Source organism: Pseudoalteromonas sp. 1_2015MBL_MicDiv (assembly GCF_002407505.1).
In the GTDB taxonomy this organism is placed as follows: domain Bacteria; phylum Pseudomonadota; class Gammaproteobacteria; order Enterobacterales; family Alteromonadaceae; genus Pseudoalteromonas; species Pseudoalteromonas fuliginea.
The window spans coordinates 3,422,954-3,443,813 of record NZ_CP012737.1 but is presented as its reverse complement, the minus strand read 5'-3'; the positions used below and the strand labels follow the sequence as shown (position 1 = coordinate 3,443,813).

The 20,860-nt window shown below is 40.2% G+C and carries 20 protein-coding genes; 8 read left to right on the top strand and 12 right to left on the bottom strand.

Annotated features, from left to right (window positions below):
• Positions 1–62: 62 nt before the first annotated feature.
• From fis to rsmD, 8 genes are all read right to left on the bottom strand, one after another.
• Entirely contained in the window at positions 63–353 is a 291-nt protein-coding gene (fis, locus tag AOR04_RS15490; RefSeq protein WP_002957804.1) for a DNA-binding transcriptional regulator Fis, read from the bottom strand.
• 19 nt (positions 354–372) lie between these two features.
• Entirely contained in the window at positions 373–1,344 is a 972-nt protein-coding gene (gene dusB / locus AOR04_RS15485) for a tRNA dihydrouridine synthase DusB (RefSeq protein ID WP_198022396.1), read from the bottom strand.
• Positions 1,345–1,625: 281 nt separating this feature from the next.
• Entirely contained in the window at positions 1,626–2,507 is an 882-nt protein-coding gene (gene prmA, locus AOR04_RS15480) for a 50S ribosomal protein L11 methyltransferase (RefSeq protein WP_096793830.1), read from the bottom strand.
• A gap of 68 nt (positions 2,508–2,575) precedes the next feature.
• Positions 2,576–4,426, bottom strand: a complete 1,851-nt coding sequence (gene rpoD / locus AOR04_RS15475; RefSeq protein ID WP_007376024.1) for an RNA polymerase sigma factor RpoD — start codon at positions 4,424–4,426, stop codon at positions 2,576–2,578.
• Positions 4,427–4,550: 124 nt separating this feature from the next.
• A complete protein-coding gene (gene dnaG, locus AOR04_RS15470; protein WP_008136894.1) occupies positions 4,551–6,302 on the bottom strand; it encodes a DNA primase in 1,752 nt (583 codons plus the stop codon).
• A 242-nt stretch (positions 6,303–6,544) separates the two neighbouring features.
• The gene (locus AOR04_RS15465) at positions 6,545–6,991 is read right to left on the bottom strand and encodes a GatB/YqeY domain-containing protein (protein WP_007376027.1); all 447 of its coding nucleotides are present in this window, start codon (positions 6,989–6,991) and stop codon (positions 6,545–6,547) included.
• A 19-nt stretch (positions 6,992–7,010) separates the two neighbouring features.
• Positions 7,011–7,226: a 30S ribosomal protein S21 gene (rpsU, locus tag AOR04_RS15460; RefSeq protein WP_002957797.1), complete on the bottom strand. Its 216-nt coding sequence runs from the start codon at positions 7,224–7,226 to the stop codon at positions 7,011–7,013.
• Positions 7,227–7,371: 145 nt separating this feature from the next.
• Complete coding sequence (rsmD, locus tag AOR04_RS15455) at positions 7,372–7,977, bottom strand: 16S rRNA (guanine(966)-N(2))-methyltransferase RsmD (RefSeq protein WP_007376028.1); 606 nt, start codon at positions 7,975–7,977, stop codon at positions 7,372–7,374.
• 208 nt (positions 7,978–8,185) lie between these two features.
• Between rsmD and ftsY the strand changes: the two genes are divergently transcribed.
• The 4 genes from ftsY (at position 8,186) to rpoH (ending at position 13,046) form a co-directional block, all read left to right on the top strand.
• Entirely contained in the window at positions 8,186–10,102 is a 1,917-nt protein-coding gene (ftsY, locus tag AOR04_RS15450; protein ID WP_096794148.1) for a signal recognition particle-docking protein FtsY, read from the top strand.
• 85 nt (positions 10,103–10,187) lie between these two features.
• Entirely contained in the window at positions 10,188–10,865 is a 678-nt protein-coding gene (ftsE, locus tag AOR04_RS15445; protein ID WP_096793829.1) for a cell division ATP-binding protein FtsE, read from the top strand.
• The gene (ftsX, locus tag AOR04_RS15440; protein WP_007376031.1) at positions 10,862–11,848 is read left to right on the top strand and encodes a permease-like cell division protein FtsX; all 987 of its coding nucleotides are present in this window, start codon (positions 10,862–10,864) and stop codon (positions 11,846–11,848) included. Before ftsE ends, ftsX begins: the two co-directional genes overlap by 4 nt.
• Positions 11,849–12,182: 334 nt before the next feature.
• Positions 12,183–13,046 carry an RNA polymerase sigma factor RpoH gene (gene rpoH / locus AOR04_RS15435; protein ID WP_007376032.1) on the top strand — a complete coding sequence of 288 codons (864 nt, stop codon included), beginning with the start codon at positions 12,183–12,185 and terminating at the stop codon, positions 13,044–13,046.
• A 479-nt stretch (positions 13,047–13,525) separates the two neighbouring features.
• Here the strand turns inward: rpoH and AOR04_RS15425 are convergent, their stop codons facing one another.
• The 4 genes from AOR04_RS15425 to gpmM form a co-directional block, all read right to left on the bottom strand.
• Positions 13,526–14,293, bottom strand: coding sequence for a divergent polysaccharide deacetylase family protein (locus AOR04_RS15425; RefSeq protein WP_373462520.1), 768 nt, complete (start codon positions 14,291–14,293; stop codon positions 13,526–13,528).
• A gap of 66 nt (positions 14,294–14,359) precedes the next feature.
• Positions 14,360–15,616 (bottom strand): S41 family peptidase, encoded by a 1,257-nt coding sequence (locus AOR04_RS15420; RefSeq protein WP_007376034.1) that lies wholly within the window; start codon positions 15,614–15,616, stop codon positions 14,360–14,362.
• Positions 15,617–15,650: 34 nt separating this feature from the next.
• On the bottom strand, positions 15,651–16,790 hold the full coding sequence (locus AOR04_RS15415; RefSeq protein ID WP_096793828.1) for a murein hydrolase activator EnvC family protein: 1,140 nt from the start codon (positions 16,788–16,790) through the stop codon (positions 15,651–15,653).
• A 1-nt stretch (position 16,791) separates the two neighbouring features.
• Entirely contained in the window at positions 16,792–18,336 is a 1,545-nt protein-coding gene (gene gpmM, locus AOR04_RS15410; RefSeq protein WP_008136787.1) for a 2,3-bisphosphoglycerate-independent phosphoglycerate mutase, read from the bottom strand.
• Positions 18,337–18,600: 264 nt separating this feature from the next.
• Between gpmM and AOR04_RS15405 the strand changes: the two genes are divergently transcribed.
• Genes AOR04_RS15405 through gpsA form a run of 4 tightly spaced genes read left to right on the top strand, consistent with a single transcriptional unit; the run spans position 18,601 to position 20,852 of the window.
• Positions 18,601–19,032 carry a rhodanese-like domain-containing protein gene (locus AOR04_RS15405; protein ID WP_007376037.1) on the top strand — a complete coding sequence of 144 codons (432 nt, stop codon included), beginning with the start codon at positions 18,601–18,603 and terminating at the stop codon, positions 19,030–19,032.
• Between the two features lie 31 nt (positions 19,033–19,063).
• Complete coding sequence (gene grxC / locus AOR04_RS15400) at positions 19,064–19,321, top strand: glutaredoxin 3 (RefSeq protein ID WP_002957783.1); 258 nt, start codon at positions 19,064–19,066, stop codon at positions 19,319–19,321.
• Positions 19,322–19,355: 34 nt separating this feature from the next.
• The gene (secB, locus tag AOR04_RS15395) at positions 19,356–19,841 is read left to right on the top strand and encodes a protein-export chaperone SecB (RefSeq protein ID WP_007376038.1); all 486 of its coding nucleotides are present in this window, start codon (positions 19,356–19,358) and stop codon (positions 19,839–19,841) included.
• 3 nt (positions 19,842–19,844) lie between these two features.
• On the top strand, positions 19,845–20,852 hold the full coding sequence (gene gpsA / locus AOR04_RS15390) for an NAD(P)H-dependent glycerol-3-phosphate dehydrogenase (protein WP_096793827.1): 1,008 nt from the start codon (positions 19,845–19,847) through the stop codon (positions 20,850–20,852).
• The last annotated feature ends 8 nt before the right edge of the window (positions 20,853–20,860 follow it).

Here is a 20,860-nt window from a genome sequence, read left to right as displayed (position 1 = left end):
ATTAACGACGTTATGGGCTTGTTTAGCTCGTTAGAATACTTACGCTTTCAATATAATTGGTATTAGTTCATGCCGTATTTTTTAAGCTTTTTACGTAAAGTACCACGGTTGATACCTAGTAAAATTGCTGCACGAGTTTGGTTACCACGTGTATATGTCATCACTTCTTCAAGTAATGGCGCTTCTAGCTCTGAAAGAACAAGGTCGTAAACGTCTTGCACATCTTGACCGTTAAGCTGCTTTAAATAGTGGTGAACAGCTTTTTTTACTGCATCACGCAATGGCTGCGGTTTCTCGTGTGACTGAACATGAGGGTTAGTGATAAATGGAGAAGTCACGTTTTGTTCGAACATTATTAAGTCTCTTTCTTTCTTAGTTAGCTGCTAGTGTTTTAAAGTATTGCTCTAATGCGACGACCTGTGCCTGTGGGTTGTCGAGCGCATTAAATACTCGCCTAAACTGACCATCACTGTCATGGGTTTGCAAATACCAAGATACATGTTTGCGAGCAATTCGCGCTCCCATTGGCTCACCGTAAAACATATGGAGGTTTGTTAAATGCTCCATTAATATACTGCGCACCTCTGCAATAGCAGGCGGCTGTAAATGTTCCCCAGTTTGCAAATAGTGGTCTATCTCCCTAAATATCCAAGGGCGACCTTGGGCGGCTCGGCCAATCATAATGGCATCTGCACCCGTATAGTCTAAAACCTGTTTTGCTTTTTCTGGTGATGTAATATCACCATTGGCAACAACAGGAATCGACACTGAACGTTTTATATCCCTAATCGTGGCGTACTCAGCATCACCTTTGTACATACATGCGCGCGTACGCCCATGTACAGCAAGTGATGCAATGCCATAACGTTCAGCTATTCTCGCAATCTCTACACCATTACGGTTATCCGGATCCCATCCTGTACGGATTTTAAGTGTCACAGGTATATCAACAGCATTTACGACTGCATCAATAATCTCTTCCACAAGTTCAGGAAACTGTAATAAGGCAGAGCCTGCGAGTTTCTTGTTCACTTTTTTTGCTGGGCACCCCATATTGATATCTATGATCTGTGCACCGTTAGCAACATTGAATTGTGCGGCCTGCGCCATAAGCTCAGGATCTGCTCCTGCAATTTGCACCGCGCGTATACCCGACTCACCGCTGTGATCCATACGGTTCATCGACTTTTCCGTTTTCCAAACCTTAGGATTAGACGATAGCATTTCAGAAACAGCTAGCCCTGCGCCTAAACGACGGCAAAGTTGTCTAAATGGTCTGTCTGTAATGCCTGCCATTGGCGCGACAATTACATTATTCTCAAGTTGGTATTTACCGATACGCACTATATTCAATAGGCCTCTTTTCAAGGGGCGCTAAGTTTACGGTTTTTTTAGCAAAAATCAAAGGCTATAAATTGAACAAAAGTGACTTTTTTTTGCCCTTTTCGTATTGACATTTGATAACCGTATGAGGAATGGCTTTATTTGTGCGAAATTTGAGCGCATTTTGTTTTTGCAACAAAATAAGTTTATTTTTTATTATGTAAAAAAATAGTAAAGCCTGTTAAATACAGGCTTTACATGCATGTTTTGAGTTAATGCTCTAAATTTGATTGTGCAGTTTATTACGCTTTTTTAGTGCCACTCACTCGAGTCCAATCACCTTCAACGGCAATGTCATCTAGCTCAATAAACGGTGCATAAATGTCAGCAACCGATTGGGCTTGCTCTTCTAATATGCCCGACATAGCAATTTTACCACCTCGCTTTAATAACCCTAAAATCACACTATGTAATTCGCGAAGTGGCTGGGCTAAAATATTAGCCACAACTATATCGGCAGTAAACTCAGGTTGGTTTTCTGGAAGGTATACTTCGAGTTTGTCTGCAACACCATTTCGGTTAGCGTTATCAAGGCTTGCTTCAAGCGCTTGAGGGTCAATATCTATCCCAATCATACGTTCTGCACCTAGTTTTATAGCTGCAATACCTAAAATTCCTGAGCCACAACCAAAATCAACAACCGTTTTACCCGTCAGATCTTGGCTTTCTAACCACTTAAGACATAAGGCCGTTGTTGCATGTGTGCCCGTGCCAAAAGCAAGGCCAGGGTCTAGCAATACATTTACTGCATCAGGGTCAGGAATGTCGCGCCAGCTTGGGCAAATCCATAGTTTTTCGCCAAATTGAATAGGGTGGAAGTTATCCATCCATTCACGTTCCCAGTCTTTATCTTCAAGTTGCTCTATTTTGTATACTAAATTGTCTTTTAGCTCATCATGGCGCTTCAATAACGCAACAACTGCGTTCATATCGTGATTAGCTTCGAACAAGCCAATGACTGTGGTATCAGCCCAGAACACAACAGTGCCAATTTTAGGCTCGTAAATAGGGGTGTCTTTTGCGTCAATAAAGGTTACTGAGGCGCTACCCGCTTCCATTAATAGGTCGCTTACGGCATCAGCTGTTGCAGCATTGGCATTAATACGAATTTGGATCCAAGCCATGGTTATTTCCTTCAAATAGAAAAAAGGCCGCTATAGCGGCCTTTTTAGTTTATATAGTAGCGCTAAAATTATTTAGCGTCTAAAAAGCTTTTCAGTAAATCTGAGCGAGAAGGGTGGCGTAATTTACGCAGCGCTTTTGCTTCTATTTGACGAATACGTTCACGTGTTACGTCAAACTGTTTACCTACTTCTTCTAAGGTGTGGTCGGTATTCATATCAATACCAAAACGCATACGTAGTACTTTAGCTTCACGAGCTGTTAGGCCTGCAAGTACATCGTTAGTTGCGCCTCGAAGAGACTCCATTGTTGCCGAATCGATTGGCGAATCAATGGTTGTATCTTCGATAAAGTCACCTAAGTGAGAATCTTCATCATCACCGATTGGTGTTTCCATTGAAATTGGCTCTTTAGCAATCTTAAGTACCTTACGGATTTTATCCTCAGGCATCATCATGCGTTCTGCTAATTCTTCTGGATTTGGCTCACGACCCATTTCTTGTAACATTTGACGAGAAATACGGTTAAGTTTATTAATCGTTTCAATCATATGTACCGGAATACGGATTGTTCTTGCTTGGTCAGCAATAGAGCGAGTGATTGCTTGACGTATCCACCACGTAGCATAAGTAGAGAACTTATAACCACGGCGATATTCAAACTTATCAACGGCTTTCATCAGACCAATGTTACCTTCTTGGATCAAATCCAAGAATTGTAAGCCACGGTTTGTATATTTTTTAGCAATTGAGATTACAAGACGTAAGTTAGCTTCAACCATTTCTTTTTTCGCGCGGCGTGCTTTCGCTTCACCAATGCTCATTCGACGGTTAATGTCTTTAATACGCTCAATGCTTAAACCTGTTGTTTGTTCAATAACAGATAATTTATTAATACTACGAATGATTTCTGGCTTAACTTCTTCAAGCTTAGCTGAATACTTTTCGTTACCTGAAATTTCTAAATCAACCCAAGAAGCGTCAGTTTCGTTGTTAGCAAAGTGCTTAACGAACGTTTTCTTCGGTAATTTAGCAATTTGTACAGCTTGTTTCATGATTAGACGTTCTTGAACGCGAACTCTATCCATCATTTCACGCATGTTATTTACCATGCGGTCAAACTGTTTAGGTATTAATTTAAAGGTTCTGAAAAGCTCGCCAATTTCAAAAATGGCTGCTTGTGATTCAGGATGCGAACGACCTTTAGCTTCAAACGTATCACGTGCTTTGTTGTATAAATCACGTAGATTTTCAAAATGAATGCGAGCTTCTTCAGGATCTGGTCCTGTGTCTATCTCTTCTTCATCTTCATCGTCGCTATCAGCATCGTCTTTGTCGTCTTTATCATCGTCGTCAAGTTGCTTAGCACTTAATTCTGAACCAATATTAGTTGCTGAAATTGGCGCTGTATCTTCATTCGGATCGATAAACCCAACGATGATATCGCTTAAACGCATTTCTTCAGCTTCAAACTTATCCCACTGTTCAAGTAGGTAAGTGATTGCTTCAGGGTACTCTGCAACAGAAATCTGAACTTGGTTAATGCCTTCTTCAATACGTTTAGCGATTACAATTTCGCCTTCACGTGTCAGAAGTTCAACAGTACCCATTTCACGCATGTACATGCGTACCGGATCAGTTGTACGGCCGATTTCTTTTTCTACAGTCGCAAGGGCTGCAGCGGCAGCTTCTGCTGCGTCTTCGTCTGTCGTTGTTTCTTGCATCATTAATTCATCAGCATCAGGCGCATTTTCGCTAACCTTGATACCCATATCATTAATCATGCTTATGATATCTTCTACTTGATCTGAGTCTATAATGTCTTGTGGAAGGTGATCATTTACTTCTGCAAAAGTTAAGTAGCCTTGCTCTTTACCTTTCTGAATCAGAAGTTTTAATTGTGACTGAGGAGTTGGATCCATAGAGATTTTTTCTTCCACTCTGATAAGTTGATACAACAGGCGCCATCATGTAGTTTGCATTTAAGCCAACTAGAATAATGTGACGCAGTGAATAGCACAGTATAACAGCCAAAATTAGATCTGACTAGCTGTTAGTCGCTTTTAACGCTGTCATTAACAAATGACATTCAAGTCTTTCATCGCTATTGAGACCTTGTGTCTTGTCCTTTATTAATAAGGTCTCTAGTCGATAATTTAAACACTGATCTTCAATAAATTTAAAAGTATTTTGAAAAACAGTCTCTAAACGCTCTTCATTTATTTCGTGTTGCCACGTTGCAAGCTTTATTAATGGCTCGTAATCTTCAGTTCCTCTAAAAAATTCGAGTAATTGCGCGGTGGTAACATTCTCTTTTTCTAATGCTTGTTCTTGTAGGCGCAGTAATAATCCAATACCGGCTATGCTCATTTGCGCTAAATCGGGCAAATAAGGAATACTTTTAGCCAATTGTGGGTGCTGAATTAAAATACCAATGGCCTGTCGCATAGGTGTTATTTTAAATTTTCGCTCAATAGAGTGCTGTTGCTTAGGTGTTTTTAAGCGACTATTAAGCTGCTCACGTGTTCGACCAATTAAACGACCGAGTTGTTCAAGAATGTTTTCTTGATAAAACTCACTGGGTATTTTTTCTATTAATGGCAGTGCAGCACTAAGTAATTTTGCCTTGCCAGAATCGAGTGTTAAATCTATTTCTAGGCTTAATTTATTGAATAATACTTTAGTAAAGTCATCGGCTTCACTCAAGCGTTGTTCAAACAGCTCTTTACCTTCTTTTTGTACTAGAGAGTCAGGGTCTTCACCATCGGGTAAAAAAACAAAATTTAAGGCTTTTCCGTCATTCAAATAAGGAAGAGCATTTTCAAGTGCCCGCCACGCTGCATCTCGCCCTGCGCGATCCCCATCGTAACAACAAATAACTTTATCTGTTGTTCTAAAAAGGGTGTGCATGTGTTCGCTCGTAGTTGCAGTACCAAGTGCAGCAACAGCATATTCAATACCTTGTTCAGCAAGCGCCACCACATCCATATAACCTTCAACAATAAGTACATGGTCTAACTTTTTATGAGCTTGTTTTGCCTCATATAAACCATATAACTCAAAACCTTTATGAAAAATTCTGGTTTCTGGAGAGTTTAAATATTTAGGACCTTGGTCGGCTTGCATTACACGCCCACCAAAGGCGATAACACGTCCGCGTTTATCGCGAATAGGAAACATTAAGCGGTCGCGGAAAAAATCAAATTGTCTACCGGGTGTTTTTTCTGAAGCGAGCTTTAGCTCAACTAATTGCTCTTTTTGTTCTTTGTTGCGGCCAAGCTGTAGGCATAAACCATCCCATTCACTTGGAGCGTAACCAATCATAAATTTTTTAACTATTTCACCACTTAAACCTCGGCCCTTAACGTAGTCTATTACAGCCGTTGAATTGCTGTGGTGTTTTAATTGGTGTTGATAAAAGCGTGCTGTGTGGAGCATTAAATCGTAATCAGAGCGCTTTTGTGCTGCGGTGCGTTCTGGTGCTGAACTTGTGCCTTGTTCTCGAGGTACTTCTAAATTAAGCATGCTGGCTATTTCTTCAATAGCATCAACAAACTCGAGCTTTTCGTATTCCATTATAAATGAAATCGCATTCCCGTTAGCGCCACAGCCAAAACAATGATAAAACTGCTTATCTTGAGATACCGTGAACGAAGGGGACTTTTCATTATGAAAAGGGCAGCAAGCTTGATAATCTTTACCTGCTTTTTTTAGACCTACTTTTGAGTCTATCAGGTCGACAATATCGGTTCTGGCAAGTAAATCGTCTATAAAGTTACGTGGGATCTTTCCAGCCATTAGTAAAATGCAGTCCTGAGATAATGATAAAAATAACGAATGTGAAATTTACTTTTTATACTCGCTTGGCGCAGAGTATAACGTGCTTTAACTTACCAAAACGAAAGCTAAATAAACAGAGTAGCTATAAATAATTTTATCTTTAAATAACCACATTGAAGCACTTTTATTAAAGTTAAAAACAAAGAAACCGAGCACAAGGCTCGGTTTACTTCAATCATACTTTAATGTATGTGGGAGTATTAGGCAGTTAATCGTTGCTTAATTAAACCAGAGATCTTGCCCATATCGGCGCGACCCTCAGCCTTGCTTTTGATTATACCCATTACTTTACCCATGTCTTGCATACCTGCTGCATTAGTATCAGCAATAGCCGCGTCAATGAGAGCAATGATTTCTTCTTCACTCAATTGTTGAGGTAAAAAAGTTTCAAGCGCTACTATTTCATTGGCTTCAATATCAGCTAAATCATCACGCCCAGCATCTTTGTACTGAGTGTAAGAGTCACGACGTTGTTTAACAAGCTTCACTATAACGGAGGTAATACCTGCGTCGTCTAGCGTTATTTGCTCGTCAATTTCACGTTGCTTGATTGCAGCAAGTACCATACGAATAGGGTTAAGACGTTGCTTGTCTTTGGCTCTCATCGCATCTTTTTGCGCATCTTTTAGCGTTATTAAAAGGCTCATTTATACAAGACCTAATATATTAGTATAATTTAACGCGACGAGCGTTATCACGAGAAAGTTTTTTCATGTGACGTTTAACTGCAGCAGCTTTTTTACGTTTACGTTCAGCTGTTGGTTTTTCATAGTGCTCGCGACGACGAACTTCTGAAAGGATTCCTGCTTTTTCACATGAACGCTTGAAGCGACGAAGTGCTACGTCAAACGGTTCGTTCTCTCTTACTTTAATTACTGGCATTAAAAATTCACCTACCTAAATTATGAGCGTTGCTCAAGTTGATCAAACATTGATCAAGTGGTTCAAAAATGGTGCGGTATTGTAATCCGAAGCAACACCACATGTAAAGGACAATATTAACAGAAACACATCATGTAAAACAGTATTAATTTGATTGGCGTTGGTACAACCTAGAAAACACTTGCCCAGCTTTTTTTTCTTTAATTAACAGCCAGTTATCTGGTTTTGTGAATGAGTTTAAATCACTTTCAACTTCAACGTAAATTAAAGCTTCTGAGCTGAGCCATTGATTCTTTTCTAAAAAATCGCAGCTAATTTGGGCTAGGTTTTTACGAAAAGGGGGATCAACGAAAACGAGGTCAAAAGGTTCATTTAGGTTTTTTTGTTCTAAAAACGATAATGTATTTATATTTTTTACGTGCGCGTTTTGCAATTTTAAAGTTGTTATATTGTGTTCTAATTGCGTTGCTGCTAATAAATCAAGCTCAATAAAAGTAGCGCTTTTAGCAAAACGAGATAATGCTTCAAACCCTAAACCACCAGAGCCGGCAAAGCAATCAAGTACGTTTGTATCTCGCGTATCTTGCATTAACCAGTTAAATACTGTTTCTTTTATGCGATCGGTGGTTGGACGCAGACCTTGCACATCCTTTACTGGTAGCTTTCTGCCACGAAATTGACCGCTTATAATTCTAATAAAGCCATCACTTGATTTATTAATTACTTTATTTTGCGCCGTTTTATTTCTCATTTAGCTCACTAAAAAATGGTATCTGGGATCTAGCTCAGATAATATTGCAGTAGATTACGTATAGCTTCATTTTTCAACTGCATTAAAAGTGTTACTATTTAGCTCTTAATGTTTTGAACTGTTTTTTTGCTGGCAGATATTGCCGAGCACAATAAAGCTATTTTCAAATTTTAGTTTATCAGATTTTTATAAGTGGTTATTAGCAAGTATGGCAAAAAAAAGTAAATTCCTGTCTTGGTTTGGTTTTGGTAAGTCAGATGAAAAACAAGCAGAGCAAGTAAAAGAAACTAATAACCAACAAGCGTTGGCCGAACAACAAGAAGCTGAGCGTATAGAGCAAGAGCGCGCTGAAACTGAGAAGCACGATGCAGAGCAAGCTGAAAAGTTAGCGGTTGAACAAGCAAATGCTGAATTATTGGCAAAAGAACAAGCTGATGCCCACGCAAAACAATTAGAGCTGCAACAGCGTTTAGCCGAACAAGAAATGCAAATGCGCCTTGAGCAAGAGCGAATTGCGGCTGAAAAAGCTGAAACCGAGCGTTTAGAGCAAGCGCGTATTGCAGCAGAACAAGCAGAAAGCGATCGTCTAGAACAAGCGCGTGTTGAGGCTGAAAAAGCTGAAAGCGAGCGTTTAGAGCAAGCACGTATTGAGGCTGAAAAAGCTGAAATCGAGCGTTTAGAGCAAGCGCGTGTTGAGGCTGAAAAAGCTGAAACCGAGCGTTTAGAGCTGGCGCGTATTGCAGCAGAACAAGCAGAAAGCGATCGTCTAGAGCAAGAGCGTGTTGAGGCTGAAAAAGCTGAAACCGAGCGTTTAGAGCAAGCACGTATTGAGGCTGAAAAAGCTGAAACCGAGCGTTTAGAGCAAGCACGTATTGAGGCTGAAAAAGCTGAAACCGAGCGTTTAGAGCAAGCACGTATTGAGGCTGAAAAAGCTGAAAGCGATCGTTTAGAGCAAGCGCGTATTGAGGCTGAAAAAGCTGAAACCGAGCGTTTAGAGCTGGCGCGTGTTGCAGCTGAAAAAGTTGAAAACGATCGTCTAGAGCAAGCACGTGTTGCAGCTGAAAAAGCTGAAGCTGAAGCTGAACGTCTAGAACAAGAGAGTGTTGCGGCTGAAAAAGTTGAAAGTGAGCGTTTAGAGCAAGCGAGTATTGAGGCTGAAAAACTTAAAGCGGAGAAGGAAGATAAACCCAAAAAAGAAGGTTTTTTTTCTCGCCTTAAAAAAGGCTTATTAAAAACTCGCGTTAATATTGGATCTGGATTTGCGTCTATATTTAGCGGCAAAAAAATTGATGACGATTTATTTGAAGAGCTGGAAACCCAGCTATTAACTGCCGATTTGGGCGTTGATACAACCATGAAGTTAATCGATCGATTAACAGATGGGGCTAATCGTAAACAGTTAAAAGATGGCGATGCACTTTACGAGCTAATGAAACAAGAAATGGCCACTATGCTTAAAACTGCAGAGCAGCCTTTAGTGATACCAACTGATAAAAAACCATTTGTAATACTGATGGTGGGTGTGAATGGTGTAGGTAAAACCACGACTATTGGTAAACTGGCTAAGCAATTTCAAAACGAAGGTAAGTCGGTTATGTTGGCTGCTGGTGATACGTTTAGAGCGGCTGCTGTTGAGCAACTTCAAGTATGGGGTGAGCGCAATAGTATTCCTGTTATTGCACAACACACCGGCGCTGATAGTGCTTCAGTTGTTTTTGACGCATTTCAAGCCGCGAAAGCTCGTAAAGTGGATGTATTAATCGCCGATACAGCTGGGCGCTTGCAAAATAAAGATAATTTAATGCAAGAGCTTGAAAAAATAGCGCGTGTAATGAAAAAAATTGACCCTGATGCGCCGCATGAAGTGATGTTAACGATTGACGCAGGCACAGGGCAAAATGCGATTAGCCAAGTGAATTTGTTTAATCAGTGTGTAGGCTTAACTGGTATTACCCTTTCAAAACTTGATGGAACTGCAAAAGGTGGTGTTATTTTTGCGGTGGCTGATAAGTTTAATATTCCAATTCGTTATATTGGTGTTGGCGAAAGTATCGATGATTTACGTACTTTTAAGAGTGATGACTTTATTGATGCGTTATTTAGCCAAGATGAGGACGACGTTTAATTTACTAAGAGGGAGCTTGCTCCCTTTTTAATTGCGAGGAATACCAATTGCATTCGTGTTTATGATGAGGTTGGCATAATAAAAAATGATAAATTTTCAGCAAGTAAGTAAAACCTACCCAGGAGGGCATCGGGCCCTTGAAAAAGTTAATTTTCATATTAAGCCGGGCGAACTTGCATTTTTAACTGGTCACAGTGGTGCAGGTAAAAGTACGTTATTAAAGTTAATTAGCTTAATGGAGCGCCCATCTGCGGGTAACGTGTTTATCAACGGTGTTGATTTAAATAAGGTTAACTCGCGTCAAATTCCCTATGCCCGTCGTGACATTGGTATTATTTTTCAGAATCATCGCTTATTAGAGCGCCATACTGTATTTGATAATGTGGCATTGCCATTAATTATTGAGGGTACTCATCATAATCAAATTGCAAAGCGGGTTCATGGGGCGCTCGATAAAGTGGGCTTAATTGATAAAGTGAAATGCCACCCGTCTATGCTTTCTGGCGGCGAACAACAGCGCGTAGGTATTGCTCGCGCGATAGTTAACTCGCCACCAATTTTATTGGCCGATGAGCCAACAGGTAACCTTGACCCTGAACTTTCGATGGAAATTTTACGATTATTTGAAGATTTTAATAAACACGGTACAACCGTGCTTATTGCCACTCATGATTTAGGCTTGGTTGCGCGTATGAAATATAGAAGCTTAACTTTAAAAGACGGGCGAATGCTTCAAGACCCCTTAGCGCAGGAGGTTTTATGAGCTTACTATTTAAGGGGCGCCAAAATAAAAACGAAAAGCAAAAAAAATCTATATTAGCTGGCGGTTATTTTTTTATTATTAATATTTTTCGTCAAGGAATACACAGCCTTGGTGAAATGTGGCGTACGCCTTTAGCTTCGATGATGACAATTGCTGTACTAGGTTTAAGTTTAACGCTACCAGCAACACTTTATTTAGTGGTTAAAAATGTTCAACAAGTCAGTAGCGGGTTTGAAGAAGCAAGCGAAATATCTTTGTTTGTAAAAGAGACGATGAGCGAGCAACAAACACAAACTTTGGTGAAACGTTTAGCACTGTATCCCGAAGTTGAGAGTGTGGCATTTATTTCAAAGCAGCAAGCACTTACAGAGTTTAAAAGTGTCTCGGGGTTTGGGCAAGCATTAGAGTACTTAGATAGTAACCCACTTCCTGATGTTGTGTTGGTCACGCCAACTAAGCGTGATCGTCAGCCTAATGCAGCTAGAGCTCTTTTAACTAAGCTGGAAGCTGAGCGTGAGGTTGATTTTGGTAAGCTCGATATAGCATGGTTAGAGCGTTTAAATGCATTGTTGAGTTTGTTAAAAGAGAGTGTAATAACGATCACGCTACTGTTACTTACTTCAGTCACGCTTATTATTGGTAATACTATTCGTTTATCTATTATGGATAAAAAAGAAGAAATACAAGTAATGAAATTAGTTGGGGCTACTAATACATTTATTCATGCACCATTTTTATGGACCGGTATTTGGTATGGTGTTATCGGTGGGCTATTTGCTTTTATATCGGTTGCTTTAATGATGTGGTGGCTATCTTCTGCTGTTAGTAGTGTAGCGGGTGTTTACCAAACAAGTTTTTCGTTAATTGGTTTAACATTAAAAGAGTTTGGCCTGTTAGTTTTACTTGCAACAAGCTTGGGCTTTATTGGTTCGTATCTTTCTGTAAATCGATACATTAAAGAAATAGAACCCGATAAAGTATAATTCGAATCTATTAGTCGTTCGATGCTTATGTACCATATAAGTGAACTAACCCTGCTCGGTATGCGTATGCTATCGGGTTGGGTAGTACCTCCTTTATTAAAACTGTCATGTTTGTGTACTATTCTCCTCAAGGTAATAAGTTATAAATGAGGTGCTGCGATGAGGTGAACCTCTTGCATCCCTTTAATTCATCACTTATTCAGCCGCTTATAGTAGACTTAAATAACGCAAAAAAACCTCTTGATTTATGATTAAAAAAAGTTTTAAATTGGGGTTAGCACTCTTGGTTAAAGAGTGCTAAGATGGTTTCAAATGTTTATCACCGAGGTGAAAAATGAGTAAAGATTTATACGCAATGGCACTTACAGTCGGACAACAAAGCGCAAGCATGGACGGTTACCTTCAAGCGGTAAGCACTATTCCTATGCTTAAGGTTGAACAAGAACAAGAGCTTGCTAAAAGGCTTCAGGAAGAAGGCGATCTTAGTGCTGCCAAGCAACTCATTATGTCGCATTTACGCTTTGTAGCACATATTGCTAAAAGCTACTCGGGCTATGGTTTACCACAAGCAGACTTAATCCAAGAGGGCAATATAGGCCTGATGAAAGCGGTAAAGCGTTTCGACCCTACAGTGGGAGTTCGTTTAGTATCGTTTGCAGTTCATTGGATTAAAGCAGAAATTCATGAGTTTGTGCTTAAAAATTGGCGCATAGTTAAAGTTGCGACAACTAAAGCACAACGTAAATTGTTTTTTAATCTTCGCAAAAATAAAAAGCGTTTAGGTTGGTTTAACCAAGCAGAAGTTAGCACTGTTGCGAGCGAGTTAGGTGTGAGTGAAAAGGAAGTTCGTGAAATGGAATCGCGTATGAGCGGCCAAGACATGGGCTTCGACTTGACAGGTGACGACGATGATAACGCACCAACAAGTACTTACTCTCCAGTACAATATTTAACGGATGGTGCAGCTGATCTGGCTGACGACGTTGAACAACAACAGTGGAAAGAGCAGGCGCATACGCGTTTATTTAGCGCACTTAAAACACTTGATGAACGCTCGCAAGATATTGTTAGCGCACGTTGGTTGTCTGATGATAAGGCGACTCTTCAAGAGCTGGCACAAAAGTACAGTGTATCAGCCGAACGTGTTCGTCAGCTTGAAAAAACAGCGATGAAAAAGTTACAAAGCGCTATGAGCTAAACACAGCTCAAGCAGCAAAATTTAAAAAGCCCTGCATGAAAATGCGGGGCTTTTTTGTTTACGGCCGTAAGCTTTCACCTGCCTAGTGCTAAAATTGATAACTGGCTCTACTTTAAATAAGTAACTGAGAATATCTATATATGTTTTTATGGCTGGTAAAATTATAATTAATGTAGTTAACGCGACAGCCCAAGGTTTACTAAACCACCATACTTTTGAAGTTTGAAAATAGTTGGGTGGGGCTTTTAATTTTTCTCTTTCAGAAATCATGGTAGGTGAAATCTCTATAACTTCAGCAACAATAAATTTTATTAAATGAAAATTACGTAGCTTGTTAATTGAAGCTTCAGAGTAAAAGCTTTGGCTATGGAGTTAATTGTTTGTATTTCTTTACCATGATTCAGAAAATAATCAGCAAGGAAAAAAATTAGTTATTTTTCATGTTTGCTATACATATAATTTCCTTATTAAAGTACATATCATCGAGCACTAACCCCTTTGCCCTCAGCCTGCGCCAACTGAATGTATTTACGCTCAACCAGCTGCGAAACCGGCACAAGTTCAAAGCCTTGATCTATTAACTGTGGTAACGCTTCACGTAAAAAATCAATAGTTTCAGGATAAGGGTGGGCGATAGCAATGGCAAAATTGTGATCGGTTGCTTGCTGTTTTAATTCATCAAACCTTAACTGCAATTGCTCGGGGGTGATAATGTTGTCTAAAAATACTTGGCGGCTAATATTAGCAACACCTAAAAAGTTTGCCGCATTTTGAGCTTGGCTTAAATCTGTGGTACGACTATCTAAAAAGTATAAATGGCGTTTTTTAAGCACTTCCATTGTCCATTTCATAGCTTGGCTTTGTTGTGTTAGTGCTGAGCCCATATGATTATTAACGCCCTTAACTTGTGGCAGACTAGCTAAGGCAGTGCCTAGAGTTTGCTGGAGCTGCTCTTTACTCATACTTAATGTAAGCGCGCCGGGGCCTAGTTTTTTCCCATTTAGCGCCTGCATGGGCACATGAAGTAATAGCTCTTTATTTGACTGACTCGCTAGCGAAGCAAAAGCTTGCGAATAGGGGGTGTGAGGTAAAATTGAATATGACAATTGCCCCGGTAAGGTTAAGAACTCTAAATCTCTTTGATGGTAGCCTATATCGTCAATTACGATTGCTATTTGCTTCGCTTTAACATCAAAAGAGACAAAGCAAGTGACTAATAAAAGCCACGTTATAATGCTTGCGTTAATATTTTTCAAATTTATAATTTTTATTATCTTATTAAGCTCAGTAAGTTGCTCTAAATAAAGCGAATGTTATTGCATACTGAGCAACTGTTTTGCTTTAACTAATTGTAAATCAGCCAAATTACTTGAAAGTAATTGCTGAGTACCTTTAGTCTGTTCGTTTTTTATTATAACGGCTTTATTGTTTTGTGAAAGGTTTGTTTGATTAATCGCCACATCGGGCGTTATTCCTACACCATCAATTGATTTACCTGAAGGCGTAAAGTATTTTGCTGTAGTCAGTTTTAAGGCTGTATTACCGTCACCTAATGGGATGAGAGATTGAACAGAGCCTTTACCGAATGACTGGCTTCCTACAATCTTTGCACGATTATTATCTTTTAAAGCAGCCGCTAAAATTTCAGCTGCTGAAGCCGAGTTTTCATTTATGAGTACCACAATTGGTGCACCTTTTAACACATCACCGTGCTTGGCGTAAAAGGCTTGATTTGCATCAAAAAAACGCCCCTTAGTGGTTACAATAGTGCCGCTTTGTAAAAACAGGTCTGATACTGCCACAGCACTTTTTAAGGTGCCACCAGGATTGTCGCGTAAATCGATGACCAGCCCTTTGAGTGGGTAACCATAGTGATTTTGCATGGCTGCAACTTGTATTGCTACCTCATGTAGTGTGTGATTGGAAAAGCTATTGATAGCTAAGTAGCCAGTGCCGGTATCTAAAAGCTGACTGGTTACACTTTCTAAATCTATTTGGGTGCGGGTAACATCAAAAGGTATATGGGTTTTATTTGTATTACGTTGCACTGTTAAGTGAATGCTTGCAAACTTACTGTCCCTTATTAAAGCAGCTACTTGGTCAATTGTAAGTGTTGCAACAGTATGGTTATTAATACTAATTATAATATCGTTAGGTAAAATCCCTGCATTTTTGGCCGGAGAGTTATTAACAACATCGATAATAGTCATTTGCTCGTCAATATTTTTAACTTCAATACCAAGACCTGTGTAACGACCGTTTGTGTTGTCAAATAATGCAGTGAGTTCATGCTCGTCGAGGTATTTAGAATAAGGATCGAGCTTTGAATATAAGCGTTCAAATTGATGATTGTTGTATTTTATATGCATGCTATTTTGTAATTCTAAGTCATCAACATAATAAGCATGAATATTAAATAAAATTTCGTCTATTTGTTGCCTCTTCAATTGTTTTACTGAGCTGGCAGAGGCGCTATTGATAAAGAAAATAAAGACAAGTAAACACAGGCTTAAAATGAAACCTGTGTTTTGTTTTTTTTCGTAGAATGTCGTTGGGGTTTTGTTTTTCATCAGCTGCTCCAGAGCGGTGCAGCGGTTTATTCAATTAAATGCGTCTGCACCATTTTACAGGATTTACTGCGCGTCCTTTGTGGCGTATTTCAAAGTATAGACCAGAACTTGCTTGTCCGCCGCTTTGGCCAACTAAAGCTAAAGTTTCACCTTCTCTAACCATATCGCCAACATCTCTGAGGAGTGTCTGTGCATGGCCGTATAAACTCATAAAGCCTTCACCATGATCAACAACGATCACCCAGCCATAACCTTTTAGCCAATCGGCAAATACAACTTGGCCATTGTGCACGCTATTAACATTCACGCCTTCTTTTGCACCAATTAACACGCCTTTCCAATCAATACCGCCATGCTTACGCTGGCCAAAGGTGTGCTCTAACTTACCTCTGGTCGGCCAATTTAGTTTACCCTTACTTTTATTTAGGCCGAGTAATTCGATCTTTTGCGTTTTCTCTTTTTCAAGCTCTTCAATGGTTGTAATTAAAGTTTGTTGGTTTTCTTTAAGGTAATTAATAGAGCTTTTGGTACTTGTGAGCTGAGCTTGTAAGTTTTTAAGATTTGCTTGGCGTTCACTTTGAGCGTTAAGCAAAGCAGTTTGACGCCTTTTTTGCTCGTCATGTAAAGCGATTAACCTTTGTTTTGTTTTAGCCAGCTCTATCTGATTAGAAGCTATTTCCTCTTGAAGGGCTTTTAGGTCTTCAATTTGCTCTATCCTGGCTTTATTTAAGTAATTGTAATAACTGAGAGTGCGCTCAAATTTTGCTGTGTCTTCTTGGTTCAAAATCATTTTAGAGTAGTCATCGCCGCCAGCCATATAGGCACTTTTTAATTGCGCGGCTAAAATGCGCTGAAATAGGGCGTGTTTTTGATCAAGTTGTTCTGCTTCTTGTTGTTGCAGTTTTTGCTGCTGTTGGTTTTTTTTAACCGATTGCTCAGCCATATTAAGCGCTTTAGCATTTTTTGCTATGTTGAGCTCATGACTTTTGAGATTTTTTTGTAGTTTTGCTATTTTTTTTCGTTGTTCATTATATTGCGCTTGATTTTGTTCAAGCGCGTTTTGTACTTCGGATAAATCTTTTTTAGTGCGCTCTTCGTTAGCGACTGCAGGTGCAGCCGCTAACGAAGTAAGTATTAAGCCGCACTTAATTAACCGGTTAATACGTTTATTCATTTTATTTCAACATCATGATAGGCGTACCAGTCATTTCTCTTGGTTGCTCCATACCCATTAAGTGAAGCATTGTTGGGGCTACATCACTTAAGGCTTTACCTTGCATTGGCTCTGCATCGCGACCAACATAAATAAAATGCACCGGTTCGCTAGTGTGGGCGGTATGTGCTTGGCCTGTTTTGAGATCAGCCATTTGCTCAGCATTACCATGGTCAGCTGTTATTAACGCTTCACCACCAAACTCTTCTAGCGCATCAATAACACGTCCAATGCAGCTATCTACAGCTTCACAGGCTTTAACAGCAGCCTCAAATACACCAGAATGACCAACCATATCGCCGTTAGGGTAGTTGCAAATAATAGCATCGTATTTACCGCTTTTTATTGCAGCTACCAGCTTGTCGGTTAACATTTCTGAATTCATTTCTGGTTGTAAATCGTACGTTGCTACTTGCGGCGAAGGAATTAGTTCGCGTGTTTCGCCTTCAAATTCACTTTCGCGCCCGCCACTAAAGAAAAACGTAACGTGTGCGTACTTTTCGGTTTCAGAAATACGTAGTTGAGTTTTACCATTTTTTTCAAACCATTCACCTAAAACATTAACTAAAGGCGTAGGACCAAATGCCACTGGTGCGTTAATGTCGGCTGCGTATTCTGTCATCATTACAAAAGCACTAAGTTCAGGCGTTCTTTTTTTAGTAAACCCATCAAAATCAGGTTCAACAAATGCACGTGTAATTTCGCGGGCTCTATCTGCTCTAAAATTAGCAAATATAATAGTATCGCCATCATTTATTGTTGCTGGTGTCGCGCCTGCAGGGGTAATTGTGGTGGCAGCTACAAATTCGTCGTTTTCGTCGCGCTCATATGCAGCTTCAAGTGCTATTACGCCGTTATCGTAATTAAAATCGCCCTCGGCAAGAGTCATTACGTTATAGGCTTTCTCTACACGATTCCAGCGATTATCTCGGTCCATGGCGTAGTAACGGCCAATTAATGAAGCCAAACGACCGCATTTAAGCTCGCTAAATAATGCTTCAATACGTTCAATAGACGCTTTAGCGCTACGTGGTGGTGTGTCACGGCCATCTAAAAAGGCGTGAAAATAGACTTCTTTAGCACCACGTTTAGCAGCAAGTTCAATACTTGCAACGATATGATCTTCGTGGCTGTGCACACCGCCGGGGCTCAATAGGCCCATAATATGAACGGCTTTACCTGCTTTCACAGCTTTATCTATATTTTCAACAAGTGCAGGTGTTGAATCAAATTCGCCATCATTAATGGCTTTGGTGATACGAGTAAAGTCTTGATAAACGACGCGTCCAGCCCCTAAGTTTACATGGCCAACTTCAGAGTTGCCCATTTGCCCATCAGGAAGACCAACATCAAAGCCCGAAGCTGAAATTAATGTATGAGGGCGTGTAGCCCATAAGTTGTCTAGTACTGGCGTGTTTGCCGCCAAAATAGCATTACTTTGCTCATCTTCGCGATACCCCCAACCGTCTAAAATCATTAATACCAGTGGTTTTTTATGTTCTGTCATAGTCACTCCTGAAAGTTAGCACCTGTTTGGCTTTAGCATACCGTGTTTTGTAACTAGGGTCAGCATGCAAAGCCGCATATTAATTTTTTTCACTCTGCTGAAAAACGTAAACACACACTTAGATAAGGTATATATGGGGCGTTTTATGTACTTTTAAACAACGTCTAAACTCGCATTTTAAGTTGGTTTGGGTATACTTGCGTGGCTAAAGTCTAAAATATCTAAAACACTACGTTTTAGGATGTAATTTATAGTGGAAGTCGAATGGATCAATATATTGAATTTATCACCAATCACCCAATTTTAAGCCTTGCTTGGGTGGGTATTGTATTTCTTATTGTTAGTGGCTGGATAAAAAGTAAGTTTTCAGCTGTTCGTCAAATAAATCCTCAGCAGCTTACGTTACTTATTAACCGTGATGACGGTCAAGTAATCGATATACGTGCGCAAAAAGAGTTTAATGCAGGGCGTATTTCTGGTGCTGAGCACTTAAGCCCAGAGAATGCGAAAAAATCTGACTTTTCAAGCCTTGAAAAGTACAAGACTAAACCCATTATAGTTGTATGTACTACAGGTATGACTGCCCAAGGTACTGCAGCCGCTATGAGTAAAGCTGGTTTTGAACGAGTTTACTTATTAGCCGGTGGCATGGGTGCGTGGCAATCTGCTAGCTTACCAACTACAACAGGTCGCTAATCAGTTTAGCTAGGCCGATAGAGGATTTATTATGAGTAATGTTGTTTTATACACCAAGGCGTATTGTCCATTTTGTCAGCGTGCTCTTTCGCTTTTAAACAGCAAAGGCGTTGAATACACAAATTATGATATTGGTGTACAGCCTGAGCTACGCGATGAAATGATTGCCAAAGCAGGTGGTGCAAGCACAGTACCGCAAATTTTTATTAATGATGAACATATCGGTGGCTGCGACGACATGATGGCTATTGAAGCGCAAGGTAAACTTGACGCCAAGCTAAACGCTTAATTTAATTATAATAACGAACAAGTTAGGAATAACAATGAACGAAGAAACTCAAAACGTAGCAGCTGCAGAAGCCGGCGCACAATTTACTATTCAGCGTATTTACACTAAAGATGTGTCTTTTGAAACGCCAAACTCTCCGGCCATCTTTCAAAAAGAATGGACGCCAGAAGTTAAGTTAGATTTAGATACACGTTCTAACAAGTTAGATGAGGGTGTATTTGAAGTTGTTTTGGCATTGACAGTAACAGCTTCGCTTGGTGAAGAAACTGCGTTTTTATGTGAAATTCAACAAGCGGGTATTTTTACTATTGCTGATGTTGAAGAAGTGCAACTTGCACATATGCTAGGTGCATTTTGCCCTAACGTGTTATTTCCATATGCACGTGAGGCTGTATCAAACCTTGTTAACCGTGGTACATTCCCACAGCTTAATCTTGCGCCAGTAAATTTTGATGCGTTATTTGCACAGTACATGCAACAACGTACTGCGCCAGCTGACCAGGTTACAGCAGACGCATAACTTATGAGTACAGCAACTACAGCTGTTACTGTATTAGGGGCGGGGTCTTACGGCACCGCCCTTGCTATTTGTTTAGCCCGAAATGGTCACAACGTGACGCTTTGGGGAAGAAATAGCGACGACGTTGCCACGCTTGCAGCTGAGCGGAAAAATCAACGTTACTTACCAGATGCCCCTTTTCCTGACACCCTTACTCTTGAAGCCAACTTACAACGTGCCGTTGCTAGCAGCGCTATTGTACTTGTTGTTGTGCCAAGCCATGCTTTTGGCGATACACTTGCGCAAATCAAACCAGCATTACAAAAAGGCGCAAAAGTAGCATGGGCTACCAAAGGGCTTGAGCCTAATACTGGGCGCTTGTTGCAAGAAGTTGCACTGCAAGAATTGGGAGATGATATTCCACTTGCGGTGCTTTCGGGTCCCACGTTTGCAAAAGAAATGGCGATGGGTTCACCTACGGCTATTTCTGTGTCTTCTACGTCGCCTGAATTTGCCCAGCAGCTTGCGGATTTACTTCATTGTGGTCGCTCATTCCGAGTGTATAACAATGATGACTTTATTGGCATTCAACTTGGTGGTGCGGTTAAAAATGTAATTGCAATTGGTGCCGGTATTTCGGATGGCGTAGGCTTTGGTGCAAATGCACGTACAGCGCTCATAACGAGAGGACTTGCCGAACTTACTCGTTTAGGTTGTGCTCTGGGTGCTAAGCCAGAAACCTTTATGGGAATGGCTGGCCTTGGTGATTTAATATTAACCTGTACAGATAACCAATCACGTAATCGTCGATTTGGTTTAGCGCTGGGTAAAGGCGAAAGTGTAGATGCTGCTATTAAGTCAATTGGCCAAGTTGTTGAAGGCTTTAGAAATACTAAAGAAGTGTATTTGTTAGCGCAGCGCACTGGTGTGGAAATGCCAATTACTGAACAAATTTATAAAGTTCTTTATGAAAATAAAGACATGAAAGATGCAGCTATGGCGCTATTAGGCCGAGAGCAAAAGTCGGAATAAAAAATAAG

Excerpts from the sequence above, each read along its gene's own strand:
- ftsX (WP_007376031.1), top strand. The coding sequence starts at position 10,862 with ATGAGCTTACTATTTAAGGGGCGCCAAAATAAAAACGAAAAGCAAAAA.
- AOR04_RS15405 (WP_007376037.1), top strand. The coding sequence starts at position 18,601 with ATGGATCAATATATTGAATTTATCACCAATCACCCAATTTTAAGCCTT.
- prmA (WP_096793830.1), bottom strand. The coding sequence starts at position 2,507 with ATGGCTTGGATCCAAATTCGTATTAATGCCAATGCTGCAACAGCTGAT.
- fis (WP_002957804.1), bottom strand. The coding sequence starts at position 353 with ATGTTCGAACAAAACGTGACTTCTCCATTTATCACTAACCCTCATGTT.
- grxC (WP_002957783.1), top strand. The coding sequence starts at position 19,064 with ATGAGTAATGTTGTTTTATACACCAAGGCGTATTGTCCATTTTGTCAG.
- AOR04_RS15415 (WP_096793828.1), bottom strand. The coding sequence starts at position 16,790 with ATGAATAAACGTATTAACCGGTTAATTAAGTGCGGCTTAATACTTACT.
- rsmD (WP_007376028.1), bottom strand. The coding sequence starts at position 7,977 with ATGAGAAATAAAACGGCGCAAAATAAAGTAATTAATAAATCAAGTGAT.
- rpoH (WP_007376032.1), top strand. The coding sequence starts at position 12,183 with ATGAGTAAAGATTTATACGCAATGGCACTTACAGTCGGACAACAAAGC.
- ftsY (WP_096794148.1), top strand. The coding sequence starts at position 8,186 with ATGGCAAAAAAAAGTAAATTCCTGTCTTGGTTTGGTTTTGGTAAGTCA.
- rpsU (WP_002957797.1), bottom strand. The coding sequence starts at position 7,226 with ATGCCAGTAATTAAAGTAAGAGAGAACGAACCGTTTGACGTAGCACTT.
- secB (WP_007376038.1), top strand. The coding sequence starts at position 19,356 with ATGAACGAAGAAACTCAAAACGTAGCAGCTGCAGAAGCCGGCGCACAA.
- AOR04_RS15420 (WP_007376034.1), bottom strand. The coding sequence starts at position 15,616 with ATGAAAAACAAAACCCCAACGACATTCTACGAAAAAAAACAAAACACA.
- AOR04_RS15465 (WP_007376027.1), bottom strand. The coding sequence starts at position 6,991 with ATGAGCCTTTTAATAACGCTAAAAGATGCGCAAAAAGATGCGATGAGA.
- ftsE (WP_096793829.1), top strand. The coding sequence starts at position 10,188 with ATGATAAATTTTCAGCAAGTAAGTAAAACCTACCCAGGAGGGCATCGG.
- dnaG (WP_008136894.1), bottom strand. The coding sequence starts at position 6,302 with ATGGCTGGAAAGATCCCACGTAACTTTATAGACGATTTACTTGCCAGA.
- gpsA (WP_096793827.1), top strand. The coding sequence starts at position 19,845 with ATGAGTACAGCAACTACAGCTGTTACTGTATTAGGGGCGGGGTCTTAC.
- rpoD (WP_007376024.1), bottom strand. The coding sequence starts at position 4,426 with ATGGATCCAACTCCTCAGTCACAATTAAAACTTCTGATTCAGAAAGGT.
- gpmM (WP_008136787.1), bottom strand. The coding sequence starts at position 18,336 with ATGACAGAACATAAAAAACCACTGGTATTAATGATTTTAGACGGTTGG.